Genomic DNA, 16,813 nt, shown 5'->3' on the forward strand with positions numbered 1-16,813 from the left:
ATTATAAATTAAAATTCAATTCCATTCCAAAATAAGGGCTGTTTAATCCAGTCCTTCTCACTGTAAAACCATTCACCTTATAATCCGGTGCATAGTTAAATAACCTGTTCACGAACATGCCCATGCGGATTTTGTCTTTAAAGTTTTTGACCACCTTAAAATTGACGTCTATATCCATTGGGATGGTATTCTTCCGGAACAGCTCATCCGAAACATTCGTGTTTAGCCATTGCAGGTACTTATCGGATTTATCCGCTTCTGTATAGGGGTGACTGATCCCATCGATGCCTACATATGACATTGGGGTTCCGCTTCTACGGGCATTTTGTTTGCTGGAGAACCACCTGCTCTGAATAGAGGTAGAAAATTCCAATCCAATTTTCGGCAGGTAGGTATCGATCATCATATTGGTATTCAACTGTGACCTGATATAGCCATCATTTTCCGCATAGAGACCGGCGTAGGTGAAATCTTTGTCATCAATCACCAGGTCTTTCATTTTATAAACCGGTAAACTATTCTGATAAACCGACTTGAACCAGGCACCATCTATGGTCACGCGGGTATTGATTTTTTTCATCCTGGCGCTGGAGAAACGATATTCGATACCTTCCTTATATAAGGCACTTCCATTTTGCACCACACTTAGCAAGGTCATCCTTCTCCAGTCCTCATAAGGAAGGTCTTTAATATCCGGCGCCGAGGTAATCTTATCCGGATCCAGGCCGGAAGTATTGTATTTCTTATAGTCCATAATCCTCAAATCCGTGCCATTTCTAAAGGCGTTGGACATGGATTCTTTGAAATAAGTAATGCTCAATCTGTTGCGGTTCATGGAGAAATCTGCTTTCAGCTCCCACTTTTTATTTCTTGCAGGTTGCAGGTTGGGATTCTCTACCAGAAACTTATAGGTCATGACATTCGCCTTTCTATATTCCGGGTTATTGTGGTAATAGTTGAGCTGTTCCATATCCATATAAGTATAATCCGGATATAGCTGAGCAATGACCGGGAATTTACTTTGCCAGCCGATTCCAGCGCCCAGTTCTATTTGTAACTGTTGGGTACCGATGTTGATTTTCGGCAAAGTCCAGTGTGCGTTGGCACGCGGGTCTACTGCCGACAGGCCTGCCATCATCATAGCTCTGGCACCTGCTACCATTTCGAATTTATGCGCGCCTAGTTTAACATCAATACGATCTTCCGCAAAAAACGACAAGTCTTTCGTTGCAGGGATGTCACTATAGGCTCTAGGTCTGGTGGTCATGCCCTTTGAAGGTGGAAAATAAGGATCGAATACTTGTCCGCGGCCCATGTTCTTGCTGTAATTCGCTTCTGTTCCTACCAATATCGCATGGTTGACTTTTCCGGATTTAAAACCCATATTGGCCATCACTTTCAGGAAACCGTCGATAGGTTTACCATCTACCAACAGGTGTGCCGTATAATTTGCAGGAAGGAAACCGACATCATGGACGCCTGGTTCCGTATAAGGGTTTAAGATTGCCGCAGCATCTGTCTGCACCCATTTTGTCTGATTAATCTGATCGCGCTGCATACTCAATGAAGAGTTGACTACAATAGATTTCAGGAATTTTTGCTGGTGAAAATCAATGTTCAGGCTGTTGCTAAAAGCCAGTCGGTTATACTCAGATTTATATTTATCTATGCCCAACAGGTCGATATCAGGGTCGGTACGCTGGTTATCCATGGAAGTCCCATAATCCAGACTACTCTTCAGGTTAATGTCTCTGGTGTTATTTTCCCAAAGTTTATTCAGTCGGATGGAGGTATTTATTCTTTTATAGTTTTCGTAACGGTTGGTGGGATCCGATTTAGCATCGAGGAAGTCAAAATCTACATTCAGCAGTATTTTCTGTGCAGGAAAGGCGAAACCTTTCCCTACATAAGCGAGTTTGCTAAATCCATCGGCCTTAAACCTTGCTTCAACACCGCTTTCGCCTTGTTTACGGGTGATTTTTATGACACCACTGGTGATGTCGCCATATTCTACAGAAGGGATCCCTCTGATGACTTCCACCCGTTCAATCTGATCGGTGGAAAGGGTTCGCATGTCTAAACCTTTAGCCGTCACATCTCTTTTGGTGTTGAGATCGGTTTGTCCGGTTAAACCACCGGTATATTGCATATTTGCACGGGTGCTGATGGGCGCGCCATCAATCAGGAATGAAGTCCCTAAAGAAGAAATATCGTAGTCGCTGCTGGGTGTACCTGTCTGCCTTAAGCCAATTAAATTGGCAGTTTTCAGGTTAGGGTCTACTGATCTTCCTCCCGGTAGCAAGGCCAATAAATCGGTAAAACTAGAAGGTTGCAAATGCTGCATTGCCCGACGGTCAATGATCGACGAGGTGCTTAAACCTTTGGATTCTTTAGCCGTGATGACCACTTCCTCCAGTGAAACCTGTTTTGCCTTTAAACTGTCGACTTTACTGTTTACTGTATCCTTTTTAGAAGGATTGTTTTTTTTGTCTTTTTGTTGCGCCTGGGCCGGTAATATGAGTGTTACTGAAATCAGACAAATAAGTATAAAAAGAAAATAATCGCTACCCCGCATCCCTGTTATTAATTGAAAAATAACGAGTTAATCTACATTCGTTATTTAGAAGAAATCTAATTAAACGCAAAAGTAGGCTTTATTCTCTAAAAAAAAAGAGAAATTTCAAAAATTACACGAGGATGCTGACCTGTTGATTGATGGTGGAAAAAACACAGGAGATTTTATGCAATTTCAAAATAGAAGTTGCATTTTAAACACGAAATAGCTCATACATAAGTAAATAGCAGAAGAAACAGAGTAACAAAGAAGCAAGTGATTACGTTGAAGAATTAAGCCATGAACTAAAGGTGACAAAAACCTTGATCTATAATTTCCTACCTATATAAACCTTGATAAAAGGATTTTTTTTTAGATTGCAAGATTAAACATTAAGTTAACCAATAATTCAGATGCCTAATTTGTACGTTATCAGGATGCAATGGTTCGGGTAAAACCACTGCTAGTTATACGATACTACCCGAAATCTTGAAATGCCAGGAGTTTATAAATGCGGATAATAGCAATTTTTAATGCCGAACTTTGGAATAGAATAATGCAACAAAGCCATGAAAAACCTTGATCCAATAAATCAAAACGCTACATTCACTGAAAAGGTGATGATTGGGCTCAAAAAAGCTTTGCGAAAATTAGCCGAAGAAGCGGCTTCAAATAACGAAAGCTTAATTATTGGTGATAAAGATGGAAATGTAAAATCTATTCCTGCTAAAGAATTGCTAAAAGGCCTTTCTAAATAATCAATAATTAAGGTACATCAAGGATTAGCAGAATCGCCCAAGATCTTCCCTCAAGTAAAATATAAGAAAGGGCCAGCATTTTTTAAATGCTGGCCCTTTCCATGAATATTGTTTCAACAGGATTACATATCCTGATATAAGTTTCTGAACGTACTTCTTAATCCGAATGTGATTAGGCCGGTGTTTTTAGTTCCCAGATCATTGCTTTCTCTTCTATAAACCCCTCCTACTTCCAGGCGAAGGTTATACTTTGGATTTAAAAGGTAAGCTACGCGTCCTTCAGCGAAGTATAAGTTAGTTTTGATACCTTGCCCGATATAGTTGCCATACTGAGACACTCTGGTGTCATACGATTGAAAAATATCCTTACCATAGTTCTTTCCTTCCGGATCCAAACCATATCTCGCATACATCAACTGTCCCTGAAAATCGAAACGTTTATACGAGTAATTCATCAGTCCCAATACTTCTTTAAAGTTCGCCCCCATTGGATGTGCTAAAGGCTGATTCATGGCCGCATAGTTTGATACTCTATCAAAGTGTGCGTAAGTATAAGGTCTGGCTGTATTAAACTCGGCCAGGTAATTCAGTCCATCAACTTTGAATAAGTCAGAACCTCTGAACCCGATCTGTAAAGCCCATTTGTTTGCCCAATAACCTTTATTACCAAAAAACTCTTTAGCGGTAAACTCATCAATCATAAACTGACCATACACCGTTGTTTTATCTAAGATCTCATATTTTGTGTTGATCCCTAAACGCATCTTATCAGGAGAGGTCGTATTTGCACTTTCCACAGAACGAAGGAAGATAAAAGGATGGATGTAGTTAAAATCAAAGCCTCTTTTGCCTTCCGGTTCTGCATCTGCCCAGGTCACTGCCTGGAAAAATCCGATAGAGAAACGCTTCGTTGCGTTCCAGTCTATATAATGCATTGCTGCCCATTTCCCACGATCTCCTAAACGTCTATCTGTGGTTAGTTTCTCTGCACCAGGATCTAACATATAGCCAAAAATCGTTTGGTATTGTACATTTCCTAAACTCGCACGTAACCTTACAAATGAGTAGTTTGCGGCTACATCCGAAAGTAACATGGAACGGTATCCATCCCCAATAAAGTTTTTATCGTAACCAACCGCCAGATTCAAATGCTTATTAGGGGTGTAAGACAATAAAGCCGTTGCATAAGACCAGTCTTTAGTGGTTGCACCCAACTTACTACTAGCCATCTGACTTGGTATCACTTGGTTTTTATTGATAAAATCTGTCAGGTAATTGGCAAATACCCCCTGATTTTCATAGACATTGGTATAAAAAGAAAACTGCTTTCCAACTGTTCCACCCAACTGAACACCTCTGGTATTGATCCAGGTCGTTTTTCCCTCAGAAAATTCCCTTCCAATCTGAAAATCAGGCAGGAAATCGGCATAGACTTCATAGTCTTCCCCTTTAAAATTCAATAAGTGTTCTTCTGTGATTTTCCTTCTTAACCAGGAACGATGATTTAAAGAATCTGTACCCATTTTCATCAATTCATTATAGCGATGAACCAACAAAGAATCATCCGCATAATAGCCCTTGATGGAAGAGTGCATGCGGTTATTTACATCGTAAACAGATTTGTTTAGTTTCTGGTAGAATGGGTAAGAATATGGGATATTAACATTAGGCGTTTGTGCTTTAACGTTAAAGCTCGCAAAAATGAGGACTCCTATCCAGGAGATATGTTTGATTTTAAAATTCATGAGGGGTGTTCTAGTTCTGCGGTATTCCAGGAGCTTCCTGACGTGCCACATCCAACTCTTCAAAGATGGAGTTTTTACTTTTAAATTCTGGAACCATGACTTTCATCTGCTGTACTACTTTAGTGGTATGGTCGGTTACTGCATAACCTGCCAATTTCACCAATTGCAATTGCACTTCATTAAAATCATATTCTCTTACCTTACCAATCATGATTTTCTCATGGTGCGTAGGCATCGTATTTTCATTATCGTTCAATAATTCTTCGAATAGCTTCTCTCCAGGTCTTAAGCCTGAAAAGGTAATCTGAATGTCTTCATTAGGCACCAAACCAGCTAGACGAATCATCTTTTTAGCCAGTTCTACGATTTTCACCGATTTACCCATGTCAAAAACAAAGATCTCTCCGCCTTTACCCATACAACCGGCTTCCAATACCAGGCGACAAGCCTCAGGAATGGTCATAAAATAACGGGTAATTTCCGGATGCGTTACGGTAACCGGGCCACCTTTTTCAATCTGTTGTTTAAAACGAGGAATCACAGATCCGTTAGAACCTAACACATTTCCAAAACGAGTGGTGATGAATTTGGTGATCGGTTTTGTATTTAAGTCGTTGATATAACTTAATCCATTGCTAAAAATATGATTGGTATGGTGCAGCGAGTTATTTAAGGACTGTACATAAATCTCTGCAATTCTCTTAGAGGCGCCCATTACATTGGTCGGGTTTACCGCTTTATCCGTAGAAATCATCACAAACTTCTGAACCCCATGCTTCACTGATTTATCAGCAATCATCTTAGTCCCCATTACATTTGTTTTAATCGCTTCAGCAGGGTTATCCTCCATTAATGGCACATGCTTATAAGCTGCTGCATGGTATACGTAGTGTGGTTTGTATGTTTCAAAAAGAAACTCCATTCTCTTTTCGTCCCTTACATCTCCAATAAAAGCATGGAAATTGGTACTGGCATGAGTCTCTTCTAATTCTAAATAGATATTGTGTAATGCGGTCTCACTTTGATCACATAGAATGATTAAGCCGGTTTCAAATTTCAACAACTGTCTAACGACCTCAGATCCGATAGATCCGGCAGCACCGGTAATTAAAATCCGTTTATCTTTCAATTGATTTTGAATCCCATCGATATCAATCTCAATGGGTTTTCTGTTTAAAAGATCTTCGATGTTTAAGTTTTGAATCTGAGCAGTAGTCACTGGTCCTCTTGCCCATACATCAGGCGAAGGAATGTTCAATATTTTTACATTATTTTCTAAACACACATCTACTACCTGATTTTTTCTGTCTGGTGCAATCGTATAAGAAGCAAAAATGATTTCATCTACTTCATGCTTTACAATCAAATGTTCCAATTGGGAAGCATCCAGAATCTTGACCCCATCAATGGTTTTTCCTACTTTTCTCAAATCATCATCTACAAAGGCAATGATGGTCTTGTTTACTTTAGCATCGTGGTCAAAAGTCCGCTTAGTCGCTACCCCTGCTTCACCTGCTCCATAAATGATCACTCTGATCTTATCCAGTTTCGCATTTTTAAGGTACATAAAGAAGTATTTCACAATAATTCTATAGGTAATCAACATCAGGAAGCTAAACAGTGTATAGATCACAATGGCAACATTGCTCACCACAGAGTTACCTGTGCCTACAATGATCACGGCATTGGTAAAGAAAATAACTAAGGAACTTAGAATAACTGAGAACAAAATCCGGAAGGAATCTTGTGCCGAGGTATACCTTACAATACCTGCAAAAGTTTTCACACTATAGAACACCAAAGTGTTTACGGCGATCACCAACAGTACAGATTTGTAAAATCCTATAAAATTAATTTTATCAATGATAAAGTTGTGCTGTAAAATAACGGCAAACAGTAAAGCCAGGAGGCTCAGGCAGATATCAATGGTAAAGATAATCCAGCGGGATACAATTTCAAGTTTAGTGAACATAGAGCTTAATTAGTACATCTTGCCAAATTTAATAAAATATAAACCATAAAGTAATACTTAATCTCAGGTATAAATTACATTTCTGTTACTACAACTATTCGGGGTTTAATCAGACAATAGATCAAGACCAGTGGTATAGTGGTAACTAAAAAAACAGTTAAAAAATGCCAAGGCAAATACACCACAGCAACAATAATGCCCAATTGCAATACTGCATAGACCGTAGATACCAATAAATGCGGCCATTTTTGTTCATTGGCTAAAATCTGGTAAAAATGCAGACGATGTGCATCGAAAATATTATGCTTTAACTTTAGCCGGTGTATAATTGTCAAGACAGTATCTACTCCATAGACTGCTAAAAATAATACATAAGCATAGTTTTCAGACACCAATACCAGTTTCAATACCAGGAAAATAATCCAAAAAGCAATAGTTACACTTCCTACATCTCCGGCAAAACACTTTGCCCGCTTTCTGAAATTGAAAAACAAGAAAACCAAAGTGGCTAAAATCGGTAACCAGATTAGATCAGGCTGGATAAAGTTAATCACTTCGTAGTTTACATATTGTAATCCGCCGAGCACTACAATGCTATAGGCGCCTGTAATCCCATTAATCCCGTCCATAAAGTTATAGGCATTGATTACACCTATCACCAGAATGTAAAGCAGAATACTAGCCCAGAATGGTAACATTTGAAAAATCCCTATGGAAAGAAAAAGTAGTGTAACTGCGGCCAGGTGGAAAACAATCCTAACCTTGCCAGACAAGGTAATCCGATCATCCACAAAACTGATGATGCCTATAATGAATAAACCCAGGATTGGCATCCAGAATTCCGGATGCAGCACTAATGCGACCAAGGCTGCGAAAAGATAGATTATTCCACCTCCACGAATGGTAACCTCCGAATGAGAACTACGCTCATTCGGATGATCAATAATGTTAAAATGGTCTGCAATCTTGAAATACAAGAGCATTCCTATAAAAAAAACTGGAATTAATATCAAATAGAGCATTACTTAATTTGCTTCAATAAATAACTACCATACCCACTTTTCACTAATGGAGCTGCAATGATTTTCAAATCTTCGCCAGTAATGAATCCCATACGATAAGCTATTTCTTCTATACATCCAATTTTTAAGCCCTGACGCTCTTCGATTACCTGAACAAACTGTCCAGCCTGCATTAATGAAGCGAAAGTCCCTGTATCCAGCCATGCTGTTCCACGACTTAAAACACCTACTTTTAGTTTTCCTCTTCGTAAGTATTCTTTATTTACATCCGTAATCTCGTATTCACCCCGAGGTGAAGGTTGTATATTTTTAGCAATTTCAACAACATCATTGTCGTAGAAATACAAACCTGGCACTGCAAAATCTGATTTAGGCTGCTCTGGCTTTTCTTCTATTGAAATCACATTTTTGTTCTCGTCAAATTCAACCACACCATAACGTTCCGGATCAGCCACCTGGTAAGCAAACACCACACCACCCACTGGATCAGAACTAGCCTGTAATAACTTAGCCATCCCATCACCATAAAAAATATTATCCCCGAGTACTAAGGCAACTTTATCCTGACCAATAAACTCTTCCCCAATTACAAAGGCCTGAGCCAGTCCATTCGGAGTTTCCTGTACTGCATAAGTAAACTTACAACCTAGTTTCGAACCGTCTCCTAATAGTTTTTCAAAATTCGGTAAATCATGTGGCGTAGAAATAATCAAAATTTCATTGATCCCTGCCAACATTAAAATAGAAAGCGGGTAATAGATCATTGGTTTATCATAAACCGGCATCATCTGCTTGCTCATCACCAACGTTAAAGGATGCAATCTAGTGCCACTTCCTCCTGCTAAAATTATACCTTTCATTATGATTGTTTATCTAACTGTTCAATACATTTAATAAGGCTATCTCTCCAATAAGGGATAGCAATACCAAATGTGGTTTTAATTTTTGTTTTATCCATTACTGAGAAAGCAGGTCTTATCGCTTTAGTCGGATAAGCTGATCCAGGAATCGGATTTAATTTAACCTCAATATTACTTATATCAAAAATGCCTTTCGCAAAATCATACCAGGATGTTACTCCTTCATTACTATAATGATAAGTTCCATATTCTTTATTGTCAATTGCTACAATATCTAGAATAACACCAGCTAAATCAATTGCATAAGTTGGCGTACCAACCTGATCAACGATAACACCAAGTTCATCACGGTCAGTTCCTAGCATACGCATGGTTTTCACAAAGTTATTTGCATATTCTGAATACAACCAACTGGTTCTTATGATATAATGTGCTTCTAAAACCCTGGCAATTCCCAATTCACCATCCAATTTAGTTTTGCCATAAACATTTATTGGATTCGCAATATCTTGTTCATTTAAAAGCTTTGGCAGATTTCCTTCAAAAACGAAGTCTGTCGAAACATGGATAAGCGTAGCATTATATTCAGCGCAAAGACTAGCTAAGTTTTCAGCACCATCTTGATTTATCTTTTTACAAAGTTCAAAATCATCTTCAGCCTTATCTACAGCAGTATAAGCTGCGCAGTTAATGACAAATTGAGGAGATTCTTTCTGAAATAATGTATGTAATAAATTCAGGTCTAAGATATTCCCCTGAATTTCATCCAGATATACCAGTGAACTCAAGCCTCTTTCCCGGCTAACTTTCTCTAAACAGGTTCCCAATTGGCCAATACCACCAAATACCAGAGTTGTGTTATTTATGCTCATATGAATCTTTTTGAAAAGAATGGCAAAGAAAGATCTTTATCAGCAATAATCCTTTTATCTTCCTCTATTAACCAATCGATATTTAACTCCGGACACCCAAAATGAATACCTCGTTCGGATTCCTTATTATAAAAATTATCACATTTATAAAAAAACTCAGCTGTATCACTTAGTACAGCAAAACCATGCAAAAATCCTCTTGGAACATACAGCTGCAATTTGTTTTTTGCACTTAAACGAACAGCAAAGTGCTGTCCATATGTATCGGAGTCTGGCCTGGCATCAACAGCTACATCCAGAACTTCACCTTGTAATACGCGCACCAATTTGGCTTGAGCATAATCTCCGTCCTGAGCATGTAACCCCCTGATTACTCCAAATGAAGAAAAAGATTGATTATCTTGTACAAAATCACCAGACATACCCGTAAGACGTTCAAAACTCGCTGAGTTAAAGCCTTCAAAAAAATAGCCTCTACTATCTTCAATTACCTTGGGTTTGATAATCACGCACCCCTTTAATCCTGTTTCTTGTATTTCCATTATTATTTATTGCTGTATTGATTTTCATAGTATTCTTGATAATTACCCGAGGTAACATTATCAAGCCATAATTCATTTTCCAAATACCAGTCTACTGTCTTTTCAAGACCTTCTTCAAATTGTAACGATGGCACCCAACCAAGTTCAGTTTGCAATTTTATTGAATCAATTGCATAGCGTAAATCATGTCCTGCTCTATCAGTTACATAAGAGATCAGTTTAGCTGATTCACCTGAATTTCGGTTCAACTTGCGGTCCATAATATCGCAAAGTAAATGAATCAAATCAATGTTCTTCCATTCATTATGTCCACCAATATTATAAGTATCTCCAGTTTTGGCATTATGGAATATGGTATCAATAGCACGAGCATGATCCTCTACCCAAAGCCAATCTCTAACATTCTCTCCTTTTCCATAAACAGGAACTGGCTTATTGTTTTTTATATTATTTATAGCAAGTGGAATCAATTTCTCCGGAAAATGGTGTGATCCGTAATTATTGGAACAGTTTGAGATTACAATATCTAAACCATAAGTATCATGATATGCACGAACAAAGTGATCAGAGCTAGCTTTAGAAGCAGAATATGGACTATGTGGATCATAACTCGTTTCTTCTGTAAACATTCCTGTTTCGCCCAAGGCACCATAAACCTCATCTGTACTTACATGATAGAAGCGATGCTTATCATAATTACCTTCCCATGATTTACGAACCGCATTTAGCAAATTTACTGTGCCAATTACATTGGTCATCACAAACTCCATTGGATTGCTGATTGACCTATCCACGTGCGACTCTGCTGCTAAATGTATGACGGCATCTGGTTTTTCCACCAAAAACAATTCATTTATAAACTCGGCGTCCGTTATATCTCCTTTAATAAATTTATAATTAGAAAATCCTTCAACGTCTTTGAGATTCAGTAAGTTCCCAGCATAAGTCAATTTATCTAAATTAATAATATTGTAGCTCGGATAAGTTTTAACGAATAGGCGAACTACATGTGAACCGATAAACCCAGCACCTCCCGTTATTAAAATTGTTTTATTAGTTTCCATTGAAGTTAAAAATTTTAAAAATTATGATTTAAATGAAGTGGCCGTTATTTTTAATCCCTCTTTGATTGTCAACGGAAATTCCACTTCTAATGCAGCCTTAATTTTGGCATTGCTTACGATGTAATTCTCTGTTAATTTATTAAGTCGTTCTGTGTTAAATGGTAGTTTAAGTTTATCGCCAATCACCGCAATTGATCTAATTAAATTAGAAGAAACGTGCCAAAGTTTAGGTTTTTTCCCTAAGGAACTTGCAAGAATTTCAACTAACTCATTGGTAGACAAACTTCCATCATCTGCAACATTATAGATACCAGAAGGAATGTCTTTTTTTAACAATTCACATATTACAAAACAAAGATTCTCAATACTTAAAAAAGAACGGTTATTTTCAAATGCCGCTAGTGGGTAAGGGATACCACTTCGCACAAACCGATATAATAAATTTAAATTGCCTTTATTGCCTGGTCCATGAATCATACATGGTCGAAGAATATAATAGGATTTCCCAGCGGGAAGTCGACAAGATTGAATATACTCCTCAGCCATTAATTTTGATTTCCCATAAATTGTTAGAGGATTACATTCGGTGTTTTCCACAAGAATTCCTTCAACCAAATCTACTGCAGCCTTTACGGAACTAATAAATATAAAAACCTTAGCCTCAGACACCAAAAACGCGTCATAAAGTTGCCTCGTTAATTCGTAATTTGCCTCAAAATACTCATTTGGCAAAGACACACTTCTCAAATCATGTGCTTTTCCTGAAAGATGAATTATTGCGTTATTATTTAGTTCAAATGTTTGATTCGGTATAAACCTTGCAGACAAGGTCGTTATATTGTGTTTAGCTCTATTAAGGTAAGAAACCAAGTTCTTGCCGACAAAACCTGAGGCCCCTGTAACAGTTATTTTCATTATATGATTAATTTCTATTCATTTAGTATTACTTCCAGTTTATCAATTAATGTTTCACGCTCAAACTCCTTCTCAAAATATTCTCTAGCAGAGTTACCCATGGATAGTCGTTTATCATCTGATAAGAAATATAGAAATTCTATGGCTTTAGCTAAAGACTCAAAATCCTCTGATGGAGCAACTATACCAGCCTGTGCTTCTTTAATTATTCTTGCTCCTTCACCATCAAGTGAAGCTATTAATGGTTTTCCGCATGCAAGATAAGATTGAACTTTCGATGGAATAGTTAGGGAAAAAATATAGTTCTTCTTTAAGGACACAATCAATCCATCCACACAACTAAAAAAACGAGGCATATCTTCTGCAGGATAAGAACCCAATAAAATGAATACAGACTTCAATCCTAATTCTTGAATTTGATTCTCGACATGCTTTTTCATTCTACCATCGCCCAAAATGACCCACTTAACTGGGACATTCTTATCCTTTAATATTTTTGCAGCCAATAATAATGTTTCAAAATCCTGAGCTTCGCCAATATTACCTGCAAACATAATTTTAAAGCCCTCAGGAAGCAGTTTATCAAAAACCTCATCTTTTTTCATAACCTTATAGAAGGCCTCTGTAGAATTCGGATAGTAAACTATTTTGTCATTAATAACACCCTGATTATTTATGTATGTTCTAAAGGCCTCTGATTGTACAAGGATAACCTTAGAATGTTTATATATAAATTTTGTGATACTATTAAATACTCGAATTATTACTGTGTTATTTAAACCACCCCCAGCTATTAAACTTTCAGGCCATAAATCCTGAACCCAAAAATAAATAGGAGCATTGAATTTAAACTTAGCAACAATTGCAGGAATTCCGACAGTAATAGGTGATGGTTCATAAACAAATATTTTATCATATTTCCCTTTAATAAAAAGCACCTTTAATGATGCAAATAGAGCAAATGACAAATAATTAATAAAAAGTCTGATTCCACCACCATTGCCTCGCGGGATTAAAGGAGATCTATATATTTTAATACCATTCCACCTCTCTTGCCTTTTATTTAGAAAACTATAATCATCATAAAAATGGCCTTTAGGATAATTTGGCTTTCCCGTCAAAACAACCACTTCATGTCCTCGCTCATGAAGTCCAATACAAAGATCATTAATTCGAAAGCTTTCCGGCCAGAAGTATTGTGTTACAACAAGAATTTTCATTTATTTAACTTTTTCTACAGATTATAAGGATATAAATCCTGATGACTATCCACCCATTCTTTCATTTCCTTAATCATAACTTCATAAGTTGGAACTACATAATCAAAATCAAAATTTGTCTTAATTAAAGATTTATCAATTTCGTATTTGTCATCAATGTCAATCTCAACATCATCTTTCTTAAAAATTTCCTTAAATAAAATTAATAAGTCATGTTTGTTAATTTTCTCACCGTTAACCAAATGGTGTATACCGCTTATATTCTGATCTATAGCAGCTTTAATAGCCATTGACAATTCAATTGTTGTTACTCCAGTCCAAAAAGCCTTTGTATATCCCTTAATAATCCCTTTCTGATTCATGAACCAATGAAATAACCCAATTCCACCATCATTTAATTCAGGTCCAATAATTGAGGTTCTTAAAGTCAAATGGTTATGATAATCAACTTCTCCCAAAGCTTTTGATTTTGCATAAAAACCAGTCCCATCCTTTTCGCTATTTTCTCTATAATTTCCCTTTTTACCACTAAATACGCAGTCGGTACTTATATGAATAAGCTTAAACCCCATTTCGTCACCTTTTTTAGCTAAAAAGTGTGGTAAATAACTATTTAATAAAATCGCTTTATCAGGATTATCTTCCGCATTCTTATTTAGTAATCCTATACAGTTAATAACAAAAGCAGGTTTTTCAACTTGTAAAATCTCACTCAAATTACTAAAATCAGTAACATCCAATTGATACTTTGGCGTATGGAATTTAGCATCCCTAGCCAAATCGACAATTTCAAAACCAGTGTTTTCTCTAAAATAAGTATAAAGTATATGACCCGCCATACCTTTAGAACCCACAAGCACTATTTTTTTTACCTGTTCCATGTCGTCCTATTAACAATTGAAGTATAGCTTTGAATTATTTTCAAAACCCTATCTGAGGTATTTTCCACATTATACTCCCACGGCAGCTCTATAACATTAGATTGGGTACCCTTAGCTAAATCAATAGACTGGATCATTTGATCTGTACTTATTCCTCCTAAAATGATTGATCCTGCATCAATTGCTTCCGGACGTTCAGTACTGGTCCTAATACTTATTGCTGGAAACTGCATCATTGCAGATTCTTCGCTTATTGTGCCACTATCTGACAAAACAATAAATGCATTTTTCTGTAATTTCACATAATCAAAAAAGCCCAATGGCTGGATGTTCTTAATTAGAGGGTGAAATTGTATTTTAGATTCAATAATTCTCTTTTTTGTTCTAGGATGGGTAGAGAAAATTATTGGCAACTGATATTTTTCAGCAACAGCATTCAAGCTTTCAGACAAAATATTGAAATTATTACTCAAATCAATATTTTCTTCACGATGTGCACTAACAACCAAGTATCCTTGAGACTTTAAATTCAAATTTCTCAATACATCTGAACCATCTATCTGTGCGGTATATTTTGTCAACACTTCTCGAAGTGGAGAACCTGTTACAAAAACATGGTCTTTCCTGAAGCCTTCACTTAATAAATAACGACGACTATGTTCTGTGTAGGTTAAATTGATATCACTAATATGATCAGAGATTTTTCTATTAATCTCTTCTGGAACATTCTGGTCAAAGCACCGGTTACCAGCTTCCATATGAAATATTGGAATCTTTAACCTTTTTGCGGCAATCGTACAAAGAACACTATTAGTATCCCCTAAAACAAGCAAAGCGTCAGGCATTTCTTTTTGTAAAACTTCAAAGGACTTTGCAATTACATTTCCAATCGTTTCACCTAAATGAGCCCCCGCCACACTCAAAAAATAATCAGGTTTTCTTAATTCAAGATCTTCAAAAAAAACTTCATTTAATTCATAATCATAGTTCTGTCCAGTATGAATCAGAATATGATCAAAAAATAAATCACACTTTTTTATACATTCTGCGAGCCTGATGATCTCAGGTCTGGTACCAACAATCGTGGCTACCTTTAATTTTTTTGTCATTACTATTAATAATTATTTTATGTAATCACAGTTGGATTTATAATTTTAATTGTAGCCAACATATAATTATTATTCATTCTCTTTCTAAGCACTATTCATTTGCGAAGTATCCCTTAAATACACGCACTTAAATCTTCCAGATAATTAATTTTAGCTTCGTCGCTTTTGATACTCAGGCTGTATTTAGACACCCAAATCATTTTAAACTGTTTGTTATGATAAATAATCACCACACTTTCTTACAATCTAACGATAAACTATCCAGGATACTGAATTACATCCATTTCCCCAAAGACCTCTTTACGAATAAGAGGCAACTTAGAGAGTAATATCTTCATCCCTTCAACATCCTCTTGTTTAGTATTATGCGAATGATAATCCTCAATCTTAGAAATATCACGTTCTCCTTCAGAAAAATATTGATTATAATTTAAATCGCGGTTATCGGCAGGAATCCTATAGAAATCCCCCATATCTTCTGCTTTAAGCATTTCTTCTCTTGTGCAAAGCGTTTCATATAATTTTTCACCATGCCTCGTCCCAATTATTTTTATTTTACTATCTGTCTTACAAAGCTCCTTAAGAGCTTGGGCAAGATCTCCAATAGTGCCCGCTGGGGCTTTATTTACGAATAAATCACCTTGATTACCATGTTCAAATGCAAACAGAACTAAATCCACAGCCTCTTCTAGGGACATTAAGAACCTTGTCATGTTTGGATCTGTAATAGTAATATCTTCAGCATTCTTAATTTGCTGTAAAAATAAAGGAATAACGGAACCTCTAGATGCCATCACATTTCCATAACGAGTAAGGCAAATAGTGGTGCTATTGTCGGGAATATTACGTGATGCTGCAATCGCAACTTTCTCCATTAGAGCTTTAGAAATCCCCATGGCATTAATTGGATAAGCCGCTTTATCTGTACTCAGACAAATAACCTTTTTTACATTGTTGGCAACTGCAGCTTCAATTAAATTATGAGTCCCTAACACATTCGTTTTAGTTGCTTCTAAAGGAAAAAACTCACAAGAAGGTACTTGTTTCAAGGCTGCAGCATGAAACACATAATCTACGCCTTGAAGAGCTTGTTTAATGCTCGTAAAATCTCTTACATCTCCAATGTAAAATTTCAATTTTGGATGATTCAAAGAAACACGCATATCATGTTGTTTCTTCTCATCACGGGAAAAAATACGAATTTCCTTAAAATGATCAGTATTTAGAAAGCGATGCAATACTGCATTGCCAAAAGAGCCAGTACCCCCTGTAATCAATAACGTTTTATTTTTAAACATA

At 36.8% G+C, this 16,813-nt stretch carries 14 protein-coding genes; 1 reads left to right on the forward strand and 13 read right to left on the reverse strand.

Annotated elements, in window-relative coordinates:
* Nucleotide 1 precedes the first annotated feature (1 nt).
* A complete protein-coding gene (locus R2Q66_RS04935) occupies nucleotides 2–2,575 on the reverse strand; it encodes a TonB-dependent receptor plug domain-containing protein (RefSeq protein WP_316746887.1) in 2,574 nt (857 codons plus the stop codon).
* 548 nt (nucleotides 2,576–3,123) lie between these two features.
* On the opposite strand from R2Q66_RS04935, the gene R2Q66_RS04940 reads away from it, so the two are divergent.
* On the forward strand, nucleotides 3,124–3,312 hold the full coding sequence (locus R2Q66_RS04940; RefSeq protein ID WP_316746888.1) for a hypothetical protein: 189 nt from the start codon (nucleotides 3,124–3,126) through the stop codon (nucleotides 3,310–3,312).
* Between the two features lie 122 nt (nucleotides 3,313–3,434).
* On the opposite strand, the gene R2Q66_RS04945 is transcribed toward R2Q66_RS04940, so the two are convergent.
* From R2Q66_RS04945 to R2Q66_RS05000, 12 genes are all read right to left on the reverse strand, one after another.
* Entirely contained in the window at nucleotides 3,435–5,057 is a 1,623-nt protein-coding gene (locus R2Q66_RS04945) for a gliding motility protein RemB (RefSeq protein ID WP_316746889.1), read from the reverse strand.
* 10 nt (nucleotides 5,058–5,067) lie between these two features.
* Nucleotides 5,068–7,029, reverse strand: coding sequence for a nucleoside-diphosphate sugar epimerase/dehydratase (locus R2Q66_RS04950; RefSeq protein WP_316746890.1), 1,962 nt, complete (start codon nucleotides 7,027–7,029; stop codon nucleotides 5,068–5,070).
* Between the two features lie 74 nt (nucleotides 7,030–7,103).
* Nucleotides 7,104–8,012 carry a glycosyltransferase family 4 protein gene (locus R2Q66_RS04955; protein WP_316746891.1) on the reverse strand — a complete coding sequence of 303 codons (909 nt, stop codon included), beginning with the start codon at nucleotides 8,010–8,012 and terminating at the stop codon, nucleotides 7,104–7,106.
* Between the two features lie 38 nt (nucleotides 8,013–8,050).
* The gene (gene rfbA, locus R2Q66_RS04960; protein WP_316746892.1) at nucleotides 8,051–8,911 is read right to left on the reverse strand and encodes a glucose-1-phosphate thymidylyltransferase RfbA; all 861 of its coding nucleotides are present in this window, start codon (nucleotides 8,909–8,911) and stop codon (nucleotides 8,051–8,053) included.
* Nucleotides 8,911–9,783 carry a dTDP-4-dehydrorhamnose reductase gene (gene rfbD / locus R2Q66_RS04965; protein WP_316746893.1) on the reverse strand — a complete coding sequence of 291 codons (873 nt, stop codon included), beginning with the start codon at nucleotides 9,781–9,783 and terminating at the stop codon, nucleotides 8,911–8,913. Before rfbD ends, rfbA begins: the two co-directional genes overlap by 1 nt.
* Nucleotides 9,780–10,325, reverse strand: coding sequence for a dTDP-4-dehydrorhamnose 3,5-epimerase (rfbC, locus tag R2Q66_RS04970; protein ID WP_316746894.1), 546 nt, complete (start codon nucleotides 10,323–10,325; stop codon nucleotides 9,780–9,782). Before rfbC ends, rfbD begins: the two co-directional genes overlap by 4 nt.
* 2 nt (nucleotides 10,326–10,327) lie before the next feature.
* Nucleotides 10,328–11,389, reverse strand: coding sequence for a dTDP-glucose 4,6-dehydratase (gene rfbB, locus R2Q66_RS04975; RefSeq protein ID WP_316746895.1), 1,062 nt, complete (start codon nucleotides 11,387–11,389; stop codon nucleotides 10,328–10,330).
* A 21-nt stretch (nucleotides 11,390–11,410) separates the two neighbouring features.
* Nucleotides 11,411–12,304 (reverse strand): NAD-dependent epimerase/dehydratase family protein, encoded by an 894-nt coding sequence (locus R2Q66_RS04980; RefSeq protein ID WP_316746896.1) that lies wholly within the window; start codon nucleotides 12,302–12,304, stop codon nucleotides 11,411–11,413.
* Nucleotides 12,305–12,318: 14 nt separating this feature from the next.
* The gene (locus R2Q66_RS04985) at nucleotides 12,319–13,524 is read right to left on the reverse strand and encodes a glycosyltransferase family 4 protein (protein ID WP_316746897.1); all 1,206 of its coding nucleotides are present in this window, start codon (nucleotides 13,522–13,524) and stop codon (nucleotides 12,319–12,321) included.
* A gap of 14 nt (nucleotides 13,525–13,538) precedes the next feature.
* Complete coding sequence (locus tag R2Q66_RS04990; protein ID WP_316746899.1) at nucleotides 13,539–14,405, reverse strand: SDR family oxidoreductase; 867 nt, start codon at nucleotides 14,403–14,405, stop codon at nucleotides 13,539–13,541.
* Nucleotides 14,393–15,514, reverse strand: a complete 1,122-nt coding sequence (gene wecB, locus R2Q66_RS04995) for a non-hydrolyzing UDP-N-acetylglucosamine 2-epimerase (protein ID WP_316746900.1) — start codon at nucleotides 15,512–15,514, stop codon at nucleotides 14,393–14,395. Before wecB ends, R2Q66_RS04990 begins: the two co-directional genes overlap by 13 nt.
* Nucleotides 15,515–15,771: 257 nt before the next feature.
* A complete protein-coding gene (locus R2Q66_RS05000) occupies nucleotides 15,772–16,812 on the reverse strand; it encodes a polysaccharide biosynthesis protein (protein ID WP_316746901.1) in 1,041 nt (346 codons plus the stop codon).
* Nucleotide 16,813 lies beyond the last annotated feature (1 nt).

This window comes from Pedobacter gandavensis (assembly GCF_032677645.1).
GTDB classification, from domain to species: domain Bacteria; phylum Bacteroidota; class Bacteroidia; order Sphingobacteriales; family Sphingobacteriaceae; genus Pedobacter; species Pedobacter gandavensis_A.

Bases quoted from the DNA above. Each gene is read 5' to 3' on its own strand.
- R2Q66_RS05000 (WP_316746901.1), bottom strand. From the start codon at position 16,812: ATGTTTAAAAATAAAACGTTATTGATTACAGGGGGTACTGGCTCTTTT.
- R2Q66_RS04980 (WP_316746896.1), bottom strand. From the start codon at position 12,304: ATGAAAATAACTGTTACAGGGGCCTCAGGTTTTGTCGGCAAGAACTTG.
- R2Q66_RS04955 (WP_316746891.1), bottom strand. From the start codon at position 8,012: ATGCTCTTGTATTTCAAGATTGCAGACCATTTTAACATTATTGATCAT.
- R2Q66_RS04945 (WP_316746889.1), bottom strand. From the start codon at position 5,057: ATGAATTTTAAAATCAAACATATCTCCTGGATAGGAGTCCTCATTTTT.
- R2Q66_RS04985 (WP_316746897.1), bottom strand. From the start codon at position 13,524: ATGAAAATTCTTGTTGTAACACAATACTTCTGGCCGGAAAGCTTTCGA.
- rfbC (WP_316746894.1), bottom strand. From the start codon at position 10,325: ATGGAAATACAAGAAACAGGATTAAAGGGGTGCGTGATTATCAAACCC.
- rfbB (WP_316746895.1), bottom strand. From the start codon at position 11,389: ATGGAAACTAATAAAACAATTTTAATAACGGGAGGTGCTGGGTTTATC.
- rfbD (WP_316746893.1), bottom strand. From the start codon at position 9,783: ATGAGCATAAATAACACAACTCTGGTATTTGGTGGTATTGGCCAATTG.
- wecB (WP_316746900.1), bottom strand. From the start codon at position 15,514: ATGACAAAAAAATTAAAGGTAGCCACGATTGTTGGTACCAGACCTGAG.
- R2Q66_RS04950 (WP_316746890.1), bottom strand. From the start codon at position 7,029: ATGTTCACTAAACTTGAAATTGTATCCCGCTGGATTATCTTTACCATT.
- R2Q66_RS04935 (WP_316746887.1), bottom strand. From the start codon at position 2,575: ATGCGGGGTAGCGATTATTTTCTTTTTATACTTATTTGTCTGATTTCA.
- R2Q66_RS04990 (WP_316746899.1), bottom strand. From the start codon at position 14,405: ATGGAACAGGTAAAAAAAATAGTGCTTGTGGGTTCTAAAGGTATGGCG.
- R2Q66_RS04940 (WP_316746888.1), top strand. From the start codon at position 3,124: ATGAAAAACCTTGATCCAATAAATCAAAACGCTACATTCACTGAAAAG.
- rfbA (WP_316746892.1), bottom strand. From the start codon at position 8,911: ATGAAAGGTATAATTTTAGCAGGAGGAAGTGGCACTAGATTGCATCCT.